Annotated in this window: 15 protein-coding genes and 1 pseudogene; 4 read left to right on the top strand and 12 right to left on the bottom strand. The window is 70.4% G+C overall.

Going from position 1 to position 15,403, the window contains the following annotated elements:
• The first annotated feature begins 117 nt into the window (after nt 1-117).
• A complete protein-coding gene (locus tag ACWC94_RS33255) occupies nt 118-327 on the top strand; it encodes a hypothetical protein (RefSeq protein ID WP_450801026.1) in 210 nt (69 codons plus the stop codon).
• Nucleotides 328-847: 520 nt separating this feature from the next.
• Here ACWC94_RS33255 and ACWC94_RS33250 read toward each other — a convergent pair.
• Nucleotides 848-1,417, bottom strand: coding sequence for a hypothetical protein (locus ACWC94_RS33250; RefSeq protein ID WP_450801025.1), 570 nt, complete (start codon nt 1,415-1,417; stop codon nt 848-850).
• 294 nt (nt 1,418-1,711) lie between these two features.
• Between ACWC94_RS33250 and ACWC94_RS33245 the strand changes: the two genes are divergently transcribed.
• Nucleotides 1,712-1,888, top strand: coding sequence for a helix-turn-helix domain-containing protein (locus tag ACWC94_RS33245; RefSeq protein WP_450801024.1), 177 nt, complete (start codon nt 1,712-1,714; stop codon nt 1,886-1,888).
• A 51-nt stretch (nt 1,889-1,939) separates the two neighbouring features.
• Here the strand turns inward: ACWC94_RS33245 and purU are convergent, their stop codons facing one another.
• From purU to glyA, 6 genes are all read right to left on the bottom strand, one after another.
• Nucleotides 1,940-2,794, bottom strand: a complete 855-nt coding sequence (purU, locus tag ACWC94_RS33240) for a formyltetrahydrofolate deformylase (RefSeq protein ID WP_450801023.1) — start codon at nt 2,792-2,794, stop codon at nt 1,940-1,942.
• An 89-nt stretch (nt 2,795-2,883) separates the two neighbouring features.
• Nucleotides 2,884-3,480: a sarcosine oxidase subunit gamma gene (locus ACWC94_RS33235; RefSeq protein WP_450801022.1), complete on the bottom strand. Its 597-nt coding sequence runs from the start codon at nt 3,478-3,480 to the stop codon at nt 2,884-2,886.
• Complete coding sequence (locus tag ACWC94_RS33230; RefSeq protein WP_450801021.1) at nt 3,470-6,331, bottom strand: 2Fe-2S iron-sulfur cluster-binding protein; 2,862 nt, start codon at nt 6,329-6,331, stop codon at nt 3,470-3,472. The genes ACWC94_RS33235 and ACWC94_RS33230 overlap by 11 nt, the downstream gene beginning before the upstream one ends.
• Complete coding sequence (locus tag ACWC94_RS33225) at nt 6,331-6,654, bottom strand: sarcosine oxidase subunit delta (RefSeq protein ID WP_450801020.1); 324 nt, start codon at nt 6,652-6,654, stop codon at nt 6,331-6,333. Before ACWC94_RS33225 ends, ACWC94_RS33230 begins: the two co-directional genes overlap by 1 nt.
• A 26-nt stretch (nt 6,655-6,680) precedes the next feature.
• Entirely contained in the window at nt 6,681-7,928 is a 1,248-nt protein-coding gene (locus ACWC94_RS33220) for a sarcosine oxidase subunit beta family protein (RefSeq protein ID WP_450801019.1), read from the bottom strand.
• On the bottom strand, nt 7,928-9,262 hold the full coding sequence (gene glyA / locus ACWC94_RS33215; protein WP_450801018.1) for a serine hydroxymethyltransferase: 1,335 nt from the start codon (nt 9,260-9,262) through the stop codon (nt 7,928-7,930). The genes ACWC94_RS33220 and glyA overlap by 1 nt, the downstream gene beginning before the upstream one ends.
• A 100-nt stretch (nt 9,263-9,362) precedes the next feature.
• On the opposite strand from glyA, the gene ACWC94_RS33210 reads away from it, so the two are divergent.
• Nucleotides 9,363-10,016 (top strand): GntR family transcriptional regulator, encoded by a 654-nt coding sequence (locus ACWC94_RS33210; protein ID WP_450801017.1) that lies wholly within the window; start codon nt 9,363-9,365, stop codon nt 10,014-10,016.
• A 645-nt stretch (nt 10,017-10,661) separates the two neighbouring features.
• On the opposite strand, the pseudogene ACWC94_RS33205 reads toward ACWC94_RS33210, so the two are convergent.
• The 3 genes and pseudogenes from ACWC94_RS33205 to ACWC94_RS33195 form a co-directional block, all read right to left on the bottom strand.
• A pseudogene (locus ACWC94_RS33205) lies at nt 10,662-10,751 on the bottom strand (hypothetical protein); the annotation flags it as partial.
• Nucleotides 10,752-10,934: 183 nt separating this feature from the next.
• Nucleotides 10,935-11,804 (bottom strand): alpha/beta fold hydrolase, encoded by an 870-nt coding sequence (locus ACWC94_RS33200; protein WP_450801016.1) that lies wholly within the window; start codon nt 11,802-11,804, stop codon nt 10,935-10,937.
• A 225-nt stretch (nt 11,805-12,029) separates the two neighbouring features.
• Nucleotides 12,030-12,230: an SCO3870 family protein gene (locus tag ACWC94_RS33195; protein ID WP_450801015.1), complete on the bottom strand. Its 201-nt coding sequence runs from the start codon at nt 12,228-12,230 to the stop codon at nt 12,030-12,032.
• Between the two features lie 312 nt (nt 12,231-12,542).
• On the opposite strand from ACWC94_RS33195, the gene ACWC94_RS33190 reads away from it, so the two are divergent.
• Nucleotides 12,543-12,896 carry a hypothetical protein gene (locus tag ACWC94_RS33190; protein WP_450801014.1) on the top strand — a complete coding sequence of 118 codons (354 nt, stop codon included), beginning with the start codon at nt 12,543-12,545 and terminating at the stop codon, nt 12,894-12,896.
• 100 nt (nt 12,897-12,996) lie between these two features.
• Here ACWC94_RS33190 and ACWC94_RS33185 read toward each other — a convergent pair whose 3' ends face one another.
• Both ACWC94_RS33185 and ACWC94_RS33180 read right to left on the bottom strand, forming a co-directional pair.
• Nucleotides 12,997-14,226, bottom strand: coding sequence for a serine/threonine-protein kinase (locus tag ACWC94_RS33185; RefSeq protein WP_450801013.1), 1,230 nt, complete (start codon nt 14,224-14,226; stop codon nt 12,997-12,999).
• A gap of 326 nt (nt 14,227-14,552) precedes the next feature.
• Nucleotides 14,553-15,329 (bottom strand): thioesterase II family protein, encoded by a 777-nt coding sequence (locus tag ACWC94_RS33180; protein ID WP_450801012.1) that lies wholly within the window; start codon nt 15,327-15,329, stop codon nt 14,553-14,555.
• Nucleotides 15,330-15,403: the final 74 nt, after the last annotated feature.

Raw genomic sequence — 15,403 nt, 5'->3', positions numbered from 1 at the left:
GACGTGACCCGTGTGTCCGCGCGCGGTACGCAGTGTGGCCGTGGCGCCCCCGTCCGACCCCTACACTCATCAGCTGCGATGCGGAGTGACATCAACGACGGAAAGGTCTCGTGCCACGTGTTCCAAGACGCCCCGATCTACCACAAGCTCGTCGCCGAGCGCGGTGACGTGCCCGCGCGAGTGCGTGACGCCGCCGAGGGCATACGCCGCCAGCTCGAAGGGGTGATGCGGACAGGACAGCCCCTCGGCACCTACTGGCCCGACGCGTCCTCCGCGGGAACGCCGACGCGGCACTCCGCGCCTCCCGCCGACTCGCAAACGCAGTGACGCCGGGCGCACTGGCATCGTGGCAAAACCGATCAGGGTGCCTGACGACCGACGCCCAGGACGGTAGTGGTCACTCACCGTAGTGCGCATCTGTCGTACTGGGGCGTGCCCGGTCGGTCGGCACCGATCCGCCGGGCACGCCCCAGCCGGTGCGGCGATGTGGACCGGCGGCTGAAGCTCTGCCTGGGCACCGTCGACCTGCGCCGACTGGGTGCACACCGGCGATCCGGGTTCGGCGGGCCGGGACGCGAAACCGGCACCGGCTCCCACCGCCTCGCCGGCACCCGGGCACGCCCGGAGGAGCCCGCCGGGGCCGGCCGGCGCTTCCTCCCGCTCGGTGGCCTGCCGGCTTCTGATCTGTGCGGACCTGTACACCGACGGCGCCGGGGCATACCGCTCGATCTCCTGCACGTCCTCGCGTGTCTTGCGCGAGTGGTCGACCAGCTCCGCGAAGCGACGGTTCGACGCGAAGACCCCCGCGGCGCGTGTCCCGTCACCGTGGGGGTCTTCTGCCGTTCGGTCAGAACGTGCGCTTGGTGACCCAGGTCGCCTGACTGGCCGGGTTGTTCAGGTCGAACGTGGTCCCGGACAGACGCCCGTCCACGCCCCGGACCCCGGTGTAGCGGCCCACGGCCCCGTTCGACCAACTGATGGTGAAGTAGATGTTCTGGCCGTCCACGGCGCCGTTCAGGAGGGTGCCGACCATGTCGCCCTGGACGGCGGGGCCGTAGAGGTTCCCGCTGTCGTCCTGCGACAGTTTGACCGTCAAGAAGGCGTTGCTCTGGTAGATGTCCCAGACCCCGCCGGCGTAGAACCCTGCGGACCGCACGGAAATGGTCCTCGAACCGGTGCCGGTCGTCGCGCTCGCGGGGGCGGCGGCGTCGATCCCGGCGACGGAGAGGAGAACCGCGACGGCCGTCGCGGTGAGGAACCTGGGGGTGCGGCGTGAAGCGGACATGAATCCTCCAGAGGAGTTCGGATCGGTCTTGAGCAGCGGTGCCGCGGCGACCGCCGGTGAACCCGTGAAGCTGCCGCCGACCGCGAGCGCGGTGGTCGCCAGAAGCAGAGCCAGTCGTTTCGCAGCTCTCATGCTTTCCTCCCTCTAGCCATGGCGCGGTTGCACCGGCCCATGTCTAGCTGGCACGGGTTGTCCGGCGCCGGGACGTGGACGCCGGACATCAACCGCTGGACAACCGCCCCGTATCGCGGCTGCGGAAGGACCGTCCCTGCCATCCACCGAAGGGACGCTCGCCGACACCCGTGAGTGGACCCTGCGCCGCCTCGAAGAAGGCCTCACCATTCCCGAACTCGCCGACCGCGCCGGCGTCTCGCCGCGCGCCCTCACCCGCCTGTGGCGCCAGGAGACCGGTGACACCGATGGCTCGTGACCGCCCGCGTCGACCGTGCGCGAGAACTCCTGGAGGCCCCGGACCTCACGGTGGAACAGATCGCCACCCGGTGCGGTCCCGGCAGCGGCGCCAATCTGCGCGCCCGATTCCGTGACACCCTCGGCATCACGCCCACGGCGCATCGCCGCGCCTTCCAGCACCAGGCTGCCTGACGGCGTGGTCAGGCGGGGCGGCTCCAGAGCCGGCGCACGGAGGTGTGAGTGTCAGCTGAACACCACGGTCCGGTTGCCGTGGATCAGGACGCGGCCCTGGCAGTGCCAGTTGACCGCGCGGGCCAGTGCCAGGCGCTCGGCGTCGCGGCCGACGGTGACGAGCCGGCCGGGGCCGGCACGGTGATCGACGCGGATGATTTCCTGCTCGATGATCGGTCCTTCGTCCAGATCGGCGGTGACGTAGTGGGCGGTCGCGCCGACGAGTTTCACTCCGCGGCGGTGGGCTTGGTGGTACGGCTTGGCTCCGGCGAAGCTCGGCAGGAAGGAGTGGTGGATGTTGATGGCCCGGCCTTCCAGCCGCTTGCACAGGTCGTCCGAGAGGACCTGCATGTAGCGGGCGAGGACGACGAGATCGACGCGGTGTTCCTCGACCAGGGCCAACAGCCGGGCTTCTGCCCGGGACTTGGAGCCGGCCGCCACTGGTATGTGCTCGAACGGCACGCCCTCTGCCGCGGCCAGCGGCTGCAGGTCGGGATGGTTGGAGACCACCAGGACGATCTCGGCGTCCAGAACGTCGCTGCGCCAGCGGTAGAGCAGATCGGCCAGGCAGTGGTCGAACTTCGACACCATCACCAGGACGCGCGGTTTGCGGGCGGCGTCCCTGAGCCGCCATTCCATGCCGAACTCGGCGGCCACGGGCGCGAAGGTGTCCCGCAGCCGGCCCAGGGCGGTCCCGGCGTCGGGGGCGGCGAAGCTGGTGCGCGAGAACACCATGCCGTGATCGGTGTCGTCGAACTGCTGATGCTCGGTGATGTCGCACCCGTGCCGGAGGAGAAACGACGTCACGGCATGGAGGATGCCGGGGCGCTCTGGGCAGCTGAGGGTGAGGACGAATTCAGTCTTCATGGGGGCTCCTCAGCACTCCACGACGTCGAGGGCGAGACCGCCGCGGGCGGTCGCCCGGTACCTGTCCTTCATCGCGAAGGCGCTGATGCTCATCCGGTGCTTCCCCGGTATTCCGTGCAGGCGTCGAGCAGCCAGGTGGCCAGGTAGGGCGCGAACGACGCGCGGACCAGCAACCAGATGCTGGACGCTCCTTCCCCGCGCACCACGAGGGTGACCGGGGCCTGCGCCAGCAGCGTGGTCGGGCAGGAGCCGACGGGGGTCACCCGCGGATCGAGATCGATGGCACAGCCCTGGGCCAGTACCCGGCGGACGAGGTGCCCGGACAGGGCCAGGGTGGTGCGTTGCGCGGAGACGTCGGTGACGGTGGCGAAGTCGTCGTCCCCGACGGCCGACCGCAGCTGCGCGAGCAGGTCCTGCTGCCGGCCGTCGGGAGCCATGAGCAGCCATTCGTCCGGGCCCATCCACAGCACCTTGACGTCGCCCGACATCGCGGCGCGCACGGGACCCGGCAACGTGGTGTCCAGGCAGGCTTCGACGGCCTTCGCCGCAGCGCTTCCGGGTTCCACCCGCAGGCTGAGCTGCGTCAGGAAGGGCAGTTCCCGCACGTGCAAACCGGTCGGCAGCTGCGCGAAACTGTCCTGCCACTCGGACAGGGGGCTGAGGCGAGCGGGGGTCTCAACCGTCACGGCGGGTTCCCTCCTTGTCGAAGAGCACAGGGTCGGTCACGGTCACCGGGACGGTGCGGCCGTCCAGCGGGACGTAGAGGGTTTCACCGATGCGTTCGGTTCCCGAGCGCACCAGAGCCAGCGCGAACGTCCGCCGCAACGCGGCGCTGCGGTAGCTGGAGGTGACGTGGCCCAGCATGGGTACCGGCGGCTCCGGGACGTTGCTGGTGGCGATGATCTGGGCGCCTTCGGGCAGCAGGACCCGCTCGTCGGCCGGCAGCAGGCCCACCAGCTGCTTGCGGTCGCTGCGCTGGTTCTCCGCACGGGTGAAGGACCGCTTGCCGATGAAGTCCGGCTTCTTCTCGGACACGACCCAGGACATCCCCAGGTCCTGCGGGGTGATGGTGCCGTCGGTGTCCTGCCCGATGATGGGGTAGGCCTTCTCGGCGCGCAGTACGTGCATCGTCTCGGTGCCGTACGGGGTGATCCCGAACGCGCTGCCGGCCGCGAGGAGGGACTTCCACACCGTGATGCCGTACCAGGCGGGCACGTTGATCTCGTAGGCGAGTTCACCGGAGAAGCTGATGCGGCACACGCGCGCCGGCACCCCGGCGACCGTGGCGTCCTGCCAGGACATGAAGGGGAAGGCGTCGTTGCCGACGTCCAGACCGGGAGCCACCAGGGCCAGTACGTCGCGGGAGCGGGGGCCGACCAGGGGGATCGTCGCCCAGTGTTCGGTGACGGAGGTGAGGTGCACGCGCAGGTCCGGCCACTCCGTCTGCAGCCACTCCTCCATCCATTCGAGGACCTTGGCGGCGTTGCCGGTGGTCGTGGTCAGCAGGAACTCCTGCTCGGCCACGCGGATGACGGTGCCGTCGTCGAGGGCCATGCCGTCCACGCCGCACATCACGCCGTAGCGGATCCGGCCCACCTTGAGGGTGCTCATCATGTTCGTGTAGAGCCGGTCCAGCAGTACGCCGGCGTCCGGGCCCTGCACATTGATCTTGCCGAGCGTGGAGGCGTCCATCACGGCGACGCCGGTGCGGGCGGCCCGGCACTCGCGCAGTACGGCGTCCTCGATGGTCTCGCCCGGCTGGGGGTAGTACCAGGGGCGCTTCCACTGGCCGACGTCCTCGAACAGGGCGCCGTGCTCGACGTGCCAGGGGTGCAGTGCGGTCACCCGGACCGGATCGAACAGTTCCCCGCGGTTGCGGCCCGCGAGGGCGGCGAAGGACACCGGCACGGCGGGCGGACGCAGGCGCATGGTGCCGAGGTCGGCGACGTCCACCCCGAGCGCCTCGGCGACGATGCCCGAGGTCATCACGCCGGACGTGCGGCCCTGGTCGTGGGCGGTACCGATCGTGGTGTACCGCTTGACGTGTTCCACCGACCGCAGGCCCGCCCCGGTCGCCCGCAGTACGTCGGACACGAGGGCGTCGCGCTGCAGGTCGACGAACTGCTGCGCTCCGTCCTGACCGTCCTGCGGGCTCGGAACCCGCCACAGGACCCGGGTGGGCGCTGCGTCCGGGAGCGGGGCTGTGGTCGGCAGGGCGATCACCGGGCCGGTCCTGCCGGTGGCCGACAGAGCCCGGTGAGCGGCGTCCACGCCGTCGGCCAGACAGCCGGACAGGGTGAAAGTCCCGCTGGCTGATCCCGCCGTACGGACACGGTTCGGCGCGTGCGCGGGGACGAAGGCACCGGTCCCGGCGTCGTAGCGCAGGGTGCCGCGGGCCTGGCTGAACAGGGCCACGGCGGGGTTCCAGCCGCCGGAGACCAGCAGCAGATCGCAGTCGATGCCCTGTCTCTCGCCGAGGCGTCCCTGGCTGAAGGCGGCGACGTGGGCACGGGAGACGTGCTCGGGGCCGCTGGTGCCGGTGACGGCGTGGCCCGCGCGTACCTCGATGCCTCGTTCGTCGCAGGCCGTGCGCCAGTGCGCCGGCACCTGGTCGCGGGCGTCGATCACCGCTGCGATCCGCACGCCCGCCCCGGCCAGTTCGAGTGCTGCCGGATAGGCGCTGTCGTTGGTGGTGAACACGACGGCCCGGCGCCCGGGGAGGACACCGAAGCGGTTGAGGTAGGTGCGCGCCGAACCGGCCAGCATGATGCCGGGACGGTCGTTGTTGTCGAAGGCGACCGGGCGTTCGTGGGCGCCGGTGGCGTATACGACCTGCTTGGCGCGGATGCGCCAGATCCGCTGCCGCGAGAGGTGGGCGGGGGCGGCGGCGCCGAGGTGGTCCGTGCGCTTCTCCAGGGCCAGGACGAGTCCGTCGTCGTAATGGCCGAAGGCAGTGGTGCGCTGCAGGACCTGGACGTCGGCGCAGGCGTCGAGCTCCGCGATGACATCGCCGACCCACGCGGTCGCCGGTGCGCCGTCGAGCAGTTCCCGGGTGCCGAGCAGTGACCCGCCGGGCCGTGGGAGTTCGTCCACGAGGATCACGCGGGCTCCGGCGCGGGCAGCCGCCAGTGTGGCGGCCAGTCCCGCCGGGCCCGCGCCGACGACCAGGAGGTCGCAGTGGGCGTGCATGCTGTCGTAGCGGGCCGGATCCGGTCGGCTGCTCAGTCGGCCCTGGCCGGACAGGCCCCGTGCGACGAGGCCCTCGTACAGCTCGACGGTGGTGGCGGTGAGCATGGGCTCGGGGAAGGGGGCTTCGATCTGCACGAGGGCGTTGGGCTCTTCGGATCCGGCGGCCAGGATCCCGCGCGGCCGTCCGTACTTGATGCTGTCGGCCACGTGGTGCACGCCGTTGGCGAGCAGGGCCGAGGCGAGGGTGTCGCCGGGGTGCCCGGTGTAGGTGGTGCCGTCGAAGCTGAAGGAGAGGGCGGTGTCGCGGTTGACGTGGCCGTGACCGGGGGCGCGGAACGGGTTGTTCATCAGCCGGCCTCCTGGCCTGTGTGCTGCTCGGCACCGGGTCGGGCGCCCGGGGTGCGGGGGTGCCGGGCACGGATGTCGTGGACCGCGAGGAACTCGTGGGTGACGGTGTCGCGCAGGGCGTTGAACCAGCGTCGGCAGCCGGCCGCGTGCACCCATCGTTCGGCGAACGGGCCCTTGGGGTTGTCGCGGAAGAAGACGTACTGGGCCCACTGCTCGTCGTCGAGCGCGTACGGGTCGTCGGGGTAGGCGACGTGCGCCTGCCCGCCGTAGTGGAATTCGGTCTCTTCGCGCTCACCGCACCAGGGGCAGGCTATGAGCTGCATGTGAACCTCCTTGGCCGGCGCGGGCGTCAGTGGGCGACGGCGGCCGCGCCGTGCTCGTCGACCAGGGCTCCGGTGGTGAAGCGGGCGAGGGTGAAGGGTGCGTTGTAGGGGTGCGGCTCGCCGGTGGCGATGGTGTGCGCGTAAGCCCAGCCGACGCCCGGGGTGGCCTTGAAACCGCCCGTGCCCCAGCCGCAGTTGAGGTACAGGTTCTCGACGGGTGTGAGTCCGACGATGGGTGAGGCGTCGGGGGTGACGTCGACGATGCCGGCCCAGGTGCGCAGCATGTGGGCGCGGGCGAAGACGGGGAAGAGCTCCAGTGCGGCGGCCATCTGGCGTTCCAGGATGTGGAAGGAGCCGCGCTGTCCGTAGCCGTTGTAGCTGTCGATGCCGGCGCCCATGACGAGTTCGCCCTTGTGGGCCTGGGAGACATACACATGTACGGCGTTCGACATCACGACGGTCGGGTGCACCGGTTCGAGGAGCTCCGAGACGAGGGCCTGCAGCGGATGGCTCTGCAGGGGCAGCCGCAGGCCGGCCATGGAGGCCAGCACGGAGGAGTGCCCGGCGGCGGCGAGCGCGACCTTCCCGGCGACGATGGTGCCTCGCGTGGTCCGCACACCGTGGACCCGGCCGCCCCGGATGTCGAGGCCGGTGACCTCGCAGTCCTGGATCAGGTCGATGCCGTGGTCGTCGGCCCTGCGGGCGAAGCCCCAGGCGACGTAGTCGTGCTTCGCGATGCCCGCGCGGGGCTGGTAGGTGGCCCCGAGCACCGGGTAGCGCACATCGGGCGAGATGTTGACGATGGGGCAGACCTTGGCGACCTCGTCCGGCTCCAGCCACTGGGCGTCGATGCCGTTGAGCTGGTTGGCGTAGACACGGCGCTTGCTGTCGCGGATGTCCTGCAGGCTGTGGGCGAGGTTGAGTACGCCGCGCTGGCTGAAGAGGATGGGGTAGTCGAGGTCTTCCTCGAGGGTCTCCCAGAGCTTCAGGGAGTGCTCGTAGATGCCGGAGCTCTCGTCCCACAGGTAGTTGGAGCGGATGATGGTGGTGTTGCGGGCCATGTTGCCGCCCGCGAGCCAGCCCTTCTCCAGGACGGCGACATTGGTGATGCCGTGGTTCTTGGCCAGGTAGTAGGCGGTGGCCAGACCGTGCCCGCCGCCGCCGACGATGACGACGTCGTAGGACGGCTTGGGGTCGGGGTTGCGCCACAGGAAGTCGGGGTGGTCCGGCAGGACGTCTCCGGGGGCGGCGGGAGCGTGGTCGCGCGGGTGCATCACTGGGCAGCCTCCTGGGCCGCGGGCTGCGGATCGACGGGGTACAGCGGGAAGCGGTCGGTGAGGATCTGGACGCGTCGGCGGAGCGCGGCGGCCACCTGCTCGTCGAAGCCGGGCAGAAAAGCCGTGGCGATGATGTCGGCGACCTCCGTGAACTCCTCCGCGCCGAAGCCGCGGGCGGCCAGGGCCGGGGTGCCGATACGGACACCGGAGCTGACCATCGGCGGGCGCGGGTCGAAGGGGACGGCGTTGCGGTTGACGGTGATCCCGATCCGGTGCAGCCGGTCCTCGGCCTGCCGGCCGTCCAGTTCGGAACGGCGCAGGTCCACCAGGACGAGGTGCACGTCCGTGCCCCCGGTCAGCACGCTGACTCCGGCGGCCTTCGTGTCCTCGGCCAGCAGCCGCCCAGCCAGGATCGCCGCTCCTTCCAGGGTGCGGCGCTGACGGTCCGCGAACTCCGGTTGGGCGGCCATCTTGAACGCCACCGCCTTCGCCGCGATGACGTGTTCCAGGGGGCCGCCCTGCTGGCCCGGGAAGACCGACGAGTTGATCTTCTTGGCGAGTTCGGCGGTGGACAGGATCACCCCGCCGCGGGGACCGCCGAGCGTCTTGTGGGTGGTGGTGGTCACCACGTGGGCGTGCGGGACCGGCGAGGGGTGCAGACCGGCCGCGACCAGGCCCGCGAAGTGGGCCATGTCGACCATCAGGTAGGCGCCGACCTCGTCCGCGATGCGGCGGAACTCGGCGAAGTCGAGGTGGCGGGGATAGGCCGACCAGCCGGCGACGATCAGCTTCGGCCGGTGCTCGTGGGCGAGTTTGCGGACCCGTTCCATGTCGATGCGGTGGTCGTGTTCGCCGACCTGATAGGCCGCGACCTTGTACAGGCGCCCGGAGAAGTTGATCCGCATGCCGTGGGTGAGGTGGCCGCCGTGGGCCAGGTCCAGGCCCAGGATCGTGTCGCCGGGCTGCAGCAGCGCGGCCATGACGGCCGCGTTGGCCTGCGCGCCGGAGTGGGGCTGCACGTTGGCGGCCTCTGCTCCGAACAGATCCTTGACGCGGTCGATGGCGAGCTGCTCGATGGCGTCGACGTGCTCGCAGCCGCCGTAGTAACGGCGCCCGGGGTAGCCCTCGGCGTACTTGTTGGTCAGTACCGAGCCCTGGGCCTGCATGACCGCGAGCGGCGCGAAGTTCTCGCTCGCGATCATCTCCAGTGTGCCGCGCTGCCGGGCCAGCTCCGCGTCGATCGCCGTGGCGATGTCCGGGTCGAAGTCGTGGAGCCGAGCGCTGAGCACCGCGGACCGGGCCGCTCGCTGGTCGGGGGTGTGGGCAGTCATGCGAACTCCCTGCGGAGCGACTGAAAGATGACTGATATATCAATGTGCTGCTGCGCTACGCTAAGAGGACGGATCGGGTCACGTCAAGGGAGGGTTTCGGGTGACTGCGTCGACCGTCACCGGCCAGGGCGGTGGAACGCTGGCCGACCAGGCCTATCGCTCCATCTCGGACCGTCTGGTGACCCTGCGGATCCGTCCCGGAGAGCCCGTCAACGACGAGCGGATCGCCGCCGAACTCGGCTTCGGACGGACCCCCGTCCGGGAGGCCCTCAAGCGGCTGGAGCACGAGCGCCTGATCGTCTCCTATCCCCGGCGCGGGACCTTCGCCACCGAGGTGCAGATCGCCGACCTCGGACACATCTCAGAGGTCCGCAAGCAGCTGGAGCCTCTCGCCGCGAGCATGGCGGCCCGGCGCGCCGGCGACGGTGACCGAGCAGACCTCGACCGGTTGCTGGTACAGCTGGCGGACGCGTCCGACGGGGGCACGGCCCTGATCCGACTCGACATGGCCGTGCACCGCGCCATCTACGCCGCGACCCGCAACCCCTACCTTGAGGACACCCTGATCAGGTACGACAACCTGGCGACGCGGATCTGGTGCCTGTTCCTCGACCGGCTGCCGGGCCTGGCGGGCCACGTCCATGAGCACGGACCCCTGCTGCGCGCCATCATCGACGGCGACGCGGAGAAGGCAGCTGACCTCGCCGCGGACCACGTGGCCGGGTTCGAGGCGGCGATCCGCGGCGTCATCTGACCCGCGGCCGGCAAGGGACGCCGTCGCCCGATCGCGCTGCGCACATGGCGGGCGGTCACCGGCGCCGTGAGCCGCCGCGTGGACCGTGTTGGTCGTCCCCGTCAGCGCGCCGCGCCCCGCGGTTCCCCCGGACACAGGCGAGGCCCGCCGGCCCGGGTCGCCCACAGGTGCGGAGCGACGTCGTCCCGCGGGTTCCAAGAATCCTCTCGACGTACGGGGCTCCGTGCAGGGCGGGGTGTACGGCTCGTGTGGGATGTCATGCGCCCACTCGTCCGGAGTGATGGCGTCTCCCACCGCCGCACACAGGCTTCGCACGCCGTCCTCCGGGTCACTGCTCCAGACGTCCACCGTCTTGGAGACAGTGGTGACGAGGAAATCCCCGGTAGGACTGAAGGCGACGCCGAAGCCGTTCGCATCGGTCTGGTACGCGAGGCCGCCCTGCGGAAGCGGGAAGTGTGGATTGCTGACGTCCCACACTGCCACATGGCCGTGCTCGCTGCTGGGGCCCGTGGACAGGCCGATGTCGCCAGGGGTGACGAAGGCGATGGTGCGTCCGTCGGGGCCGAATGACAGGGTGCTGCCGCCGTACGCGGGAGAGTGGATGACGCCTGGTGTGCCGGTCAGCCGGTTGTCCGACACCTCCCACAACCGGATGGTCCCGCTGTCATCACCTACCGCCAGGAGGTGTCCGTCCCGGCTGAACGCGCTGGTCGAGGTCTTCGTATCCGGGCTCAGCGGCAGGCGCCGCTGCCGGCCTGTGATCGATGTTCTCGCGTCTGCCGACAGCCATCCACCGGGCCGTACGAGTCCTCGGACGGAACGCCTGTTGACGCAGGGGGTGGGCCGGGAGAGGCGCTCGGCCGCTCCCGTTGCACGCCGGACAGCGTCACCGCCGCCGCACTCCTCAGCCGGCTCCGGTCATGACCGGACAGACTGAGTCACGAGCGCGGCGAGTTCACCCAGGACTCGGGCCGCCGGTGCCGGGTCGATCAGCCACTTCAGGTGGCTGCCCTCGAGGGTGCGCACGTCGTACGGGTTGTCCGGCGTCAGCGCGTTGCCCTCGCGGATCAGCCGGTCCTGGAGGGCGAGCGGCAGGCTCGCGTCGTCGGTCAGACGCACGAAGGTCTTCGGGATGCGGCCCCAGGTCGCGGCCTGCGCCCGGTCGGCGGAGGTGCCGACGTCCAGGTTCTCGTCGGGCTGGAAGGTGTTCAGGAGGGCCAGGAACTCCTCGTCGGTGCCATCGGCGAGGAAGGCCGCCTTGAACGCGGCGAGAGCGCCCGGATCCGCGGTGCGGAAGTTGACGCGCAGCAGGCCGAGTTCGGCCGGGTTCCCGGCCAATGCCGTCGCCAGGGCCGCAGCGTCGACCGTGGCCATCTCCGGCTCGGCGTAGTAGTCGTTGACGTCGAGATCGACCGGGCACCAGGCCGAGACATAGACGATGCGGTCGATCAGGTCCGGCCGTGCGTTGGCAGCGGCGGTGGCCGTGATGCCGCCGCGGCTGTGCGCGACGAGGATCACCGGCCCGTTCTCCTTGGCCCGCTCCAGGATCCCGATCAGATGCGCGGCGTTGTCGGCGAGCGTGACGCCCTTGATGGAGCCGGGCGCGGTGGCGAGGGCTTCGAGGTCCTGCGGTGTCTGGTAGGCGCGCGGGTAGGTGGCCCCGAATCCGTGGCCCGGCAGGTCGACGGCGACCGAACGGTGTCCGAGGAGGCCCAGTTCGGCCTGGAGCGGCGCGAAGCAGAAGGAGTTCGCGAAGGCGCCGTGAACCAGTACGAAGGTCGGTTGCATGTGTTCTGACTCGCTTTCTCGCCCCGTCGCGCTGCGCGCCCTCGCCGCACGGACGTCCTCGGGCGCGGCAGCCGCCACGTGGTCAAGTGCGGAGTCTCAACGGCAGCGCGGACGGTTGCCCGGTATCCGGAGGTTCACACTACTCAACGAAAGATCATCCGCACTACCGTGCGAGCCCGACGCGTTCAAGACGTCACCGAACGCGCCTGCGTACGACGCGTCGACTCAGTTCGAGTGCGACCTGGCGTCTCGGACCCATGTCACCACGACCAGGGCCGCGGTGACGTACATCAGGACGCTGAAGGTGGCTACGGATTCGACGTACTGCTCGTAGCCTTCAGCGCGCAACTGGAGTGCGAAGGAACCGAGTGCGGTCCCCAGCGCCGCGGTTCCGGCTGACATGGCGACGAACGGGGCCTTCGTCATGGGTACTTCCTCCAAACCACGAGACGGTTGATCAAGACCGAGCCTACATGCACCGCGATGTCGCTGAAGAAGCGGTCTCGACGGTCGACCGACACCGAACTTGCCCGCAGCTTCCGTCAGTTGTCCTCACGTCACGGAAGAGGATCGGCCTCCGCCAACTTGAAGTCGCAGGCCGAGGGGTCCGCCCCGACAGGCGGCCGGAGTCAACGCAGAGAGCCGCCACCGGGCCCGGGGCGGTTCAGGCGTCGACATCCCAGGAACCCTGTGCGCGGGCCTGCCGGGTCGTCGCAACTCGTCAGATCGGAGTCCCTTGTGAGCAATACCGACCCTGCTTCCGGATACCAGACGTACAGCCGGCCCACGGACCCCGGCCGCCCGGTGCGCCGCCATGCCACCGGGCGGCGCACGGCTCTGACGGTGTGCACGGTCGCCGACATCGCGGCGGCCCTGCTGGGTCTGTGGATCTTGTTGTTTCTACTCGATGCGAACCAGGCGAATGTTTTCGTGAAATTCGTGCACGGAACGGCGGACTGGCTGGCCTGGTGGTCGCAGGACATTTTCACGATGGACACAGAAGGACTACGGGTCGTCCTCGATTATGGCCTCCCGGCCGTCATGTATTTGCTGATCGGTCACGGGATCGCCGCCAGGATCAACCGGGCCTGACGGCACTACGACCCCTTGCCGCATACGCCACGCGCTGGGCTCGAAACGCGGCTGGTCGTCGACCGGCCCTCCAGACGCGGGCGCCCTGTCCGGCAGCGGCTCAGTGGCGGGAGTGCCGTCCTTCGCCTCTTCCAGCGCCGTTCTTGTCGTTGCCTTCGTGGTCCTGGTCGTCACCGTGTTCCCGCCCGGACGGTGTCCTGACGGTCGGAGCGGCAGAAGGTGCGGTCGTGGACGGTGTCAGGGTTGCGGGTATGGAGGCGACCGTTGCCGGGACGGGAGAAGACGGCGGCGAGGGGGTGTGATCGCCGGAGTTCATCGACGCGCCCAGGGCTGCCGCGGCGACGAAGAGGGCCAGGCCCATGCCGCCGAGGGTGGCTCGGGTGACCAGTTTGCGGCGGCCTCGCGGACGGGAGTGCGCCGCACTCCTGGATGCACGGGTCTGCGGGCCGGGAGCGGCGAGCGGGACAGGCGTGGTGGTAGTGCTGCCCGGCGGGGTCAGATGCGGGGTCCGGTGGCATGCGGCGAGCCAGTCGGCGGCCTGCTCCGCTGTGGGCCGGAGGGCCGGGTCCTTGGCGAGCAGACGTAGTACGTAGTCGGAGAGTTGCCGCGACATCCCGGGGCACAGTCGGGCGGGCGGTGGCGGGGTGGCGTCGACGTGCTGCCGCACCACGTCCAGCGAGGTCGCACCGCGGAACGGGGGTCTGCCGGTGAGCAGTTCGTACAGCACGCAGCCGAGGGAGTAGACGTCGGACGCGGGCTGGGCGGGGCGGCCGAGGGCGCGTTCGGGGGCAAGGTAGTCGGCGGTGCCGAGAATCCTTCCGGTGGCGGTCAGGGTGCCGGCCGCCTCATCGGCAAAGCGTGCGATCCCGAAGTCGGCGATCTTCGCGATGCGGTCGCCGGTCAGCATGACGTTGGCGGGCTTCACATCCCGGTGGATCACTCCCTGCCGGTGCGCCGCGGCCAGACCGGCGGCAGTCTGGGCGGCGATGGCTGCCGCGTCTTGCGGTTTGAGGACACCGCGCAGGGACCGGTCCTGGGCGAGGCTCCAGCCGTCGACGAGTTCCATGACCAGGAAGAGCTGGTCATGGTGGGAACCGAAATCGTACATGCCCACCACGTTGGGGTGGTTGAGCCGGCCTGCGGTCCGTGCCTCCAGGCGAAAGCGCTCGGCGTCCGCGGCTTCCTCGGCACGCAGCAGCTTGACCGCCACGGGACGCCCGAGGAGTCGGTCCGCGGCCCGCCACACCTCCCCCATCGCGCCGCGCCCCAGCCGTTCCTGCAACTGATAGCGGTCCGCCAGCAGCCCCTGCACACACACCTCGATCGTCACGACGTTCCTGCTCCCAGCAGACCCGGGCCCGGCGGTCAGCCGTTCGGCTGCAAGGAGCCGTCCGACCGGGCCCCTGCCCGGCCGGACGGCCCTCGCCGGGGTCGCGTACGGGGCAGGCGGACGACGGGGGGACGTACCTGCCTGCCCGTGGGACGCGACTGCCCGCTCACAAGGGGACGAGCGAGCACCACGAAACCTACGGTCCTGGGTCCATCCCTTACAGCGCACGAGAGTCCGGCGGTGTCACACTCCGCACCGCCATCCCCGCAGGCGGGCGCCACGTCCCTGCGCGGGGTCACGTCGATCAGTACGCGGCCGGCTGGATGTCACGGGTGAACAGGCCGGTCGGGCACCTCCAGGTGGGAGGCCATCAGGCGGACGATCTCGGTCTGGTGCTGGGCCAGGAAGAAGTGGCCGCCGGGGAAGACCTTCAACGTGAAGGGGCCGTCGGTGTGCTGGGACCAGGCGGCGGCCTCCTCCACGGTGACCTTCGGGTCGTCGTCGCCGACGAGGCAGGTCACGGGGCAGCGCAGGGGCGGCCCGGGTTCCCAGGTGTAGGTCTCGGCCGCGCGGTAGTCCGCCCGGATGGCCGGGAGGATCATGCGCAGCACTTCCTCGTCGCCCAGCAGCTGGGGGTTGGTGCCGCTGAGGCCTCGCATCTCGGCGACGAGGCCGTCGTCGTCGCGCAGGTGGACGGTCTCGTCGCGGTGCGTGGACGGGGCGCGGCGGCCGGAGGCGATGAGGGCGGTGGGCACGATGTCCCGTTCCTGCTCCAGCCGCCGGGCGACCTCGTAGGCGAGGGAGGCGCCCATGCTGTGGCCGAACAGGGCGATGGGCCGGTCGGTCCAGGGCAGGAGGGCCTCGTAGACCTTGTCGGCGAGCGCCGGTACGGAGTCCAGGAGCGGTTCGCTGCGGCGGTCCTGGCGGCCGGGGTACTGCACGCACAGCACGTCGACGCTGTCGGGCAGGGACCGCGACACGGGGAAGAAGAAGCTGGCGGAGCCGCCCGCGTGGGGCAGGCAGACCAGCCGGGCGCGGCTGTCGGGACGCGGGTGGAACCTGCGGATCCACAGGCCGTTGTCCTCGGTGAGCGGGGAGTTCATGGAATCGTTCCTTTTCCGTCTGGGTTCGACCGCCCACCGTGGCGGGGCGTACTCGGGGTGGAGAGGGGCGGTGC

Source organism: Streptomyces sp. NPDC001135 (assembly GCF_053598395.1).
This window is presented reverse-complemented; position numbering and strand designations above follow the sequence as displayed.

Coding starts and splice junctions, on each gene's coding strand:
- ACWC94_RS33250 (WP_450801025.1), bottom strand. CDS start 1,417: ATGAGAGCTGCGAAACGACTGGCTCTGCTTCTGGCGACCACCGCGCTC.
- purU (WP_450801023.1), bottom strand. CDS start 2,794: ATGAAGACTGAATTCGTCCTCACCCTCAGCTGCCCAGAGCGCCCCGGC.
- ACWC94_RS33230 (WP_450801021.1), bottom strand. CDS start 6,331: ATGAACAACCCGTTCCGCGCCCCCGGTCACGGCCACGTCAACCGCGAC.
- ACWC94_RS33225 (WP_450801020.1), bottom strand. CDS start 6,654: ATGCAGCTCATAGCCTGCCCCTGGTGCGGTGAGCGCGAAGAGACCGAA.
- ACWC94_RS33220 (WP_450801019.1), bottom strand. CDS start 7,928: ATGCACCCGCGCGACCACGCTCCCGCCGCCCCCGGAGACGTCCTGCCG.
- glyA (WP_450801018.1), bottom strand. CDS start 9,262: ATGACTGCCCACACCCCCGACCAGCGAGCGGCCCGGTCCGCGGTGCTC.
- ACWC94_RS33200 (WP_450801016.1), bottom strand. CDS start 11,804: ATGCAACCGACCTTCGTACTGGTTCACGGCGCCTTCGCGAACTCCTTC.
- ACWC94_RS33195 (WP_450801015.1), bottom strand. CDS start 12,230: ATGACGAAGGCCCCGTTCGTCGCCATGTCAGCCGGAACCGCGGCGCTG.
- ACWC94_RS33180 (WP_450801012.1), bottom strand. CDS start 15,329: ATGAACTCCCCGCTCACCGAGGACAACGGCCTGTGGATCCGCAGGTTC.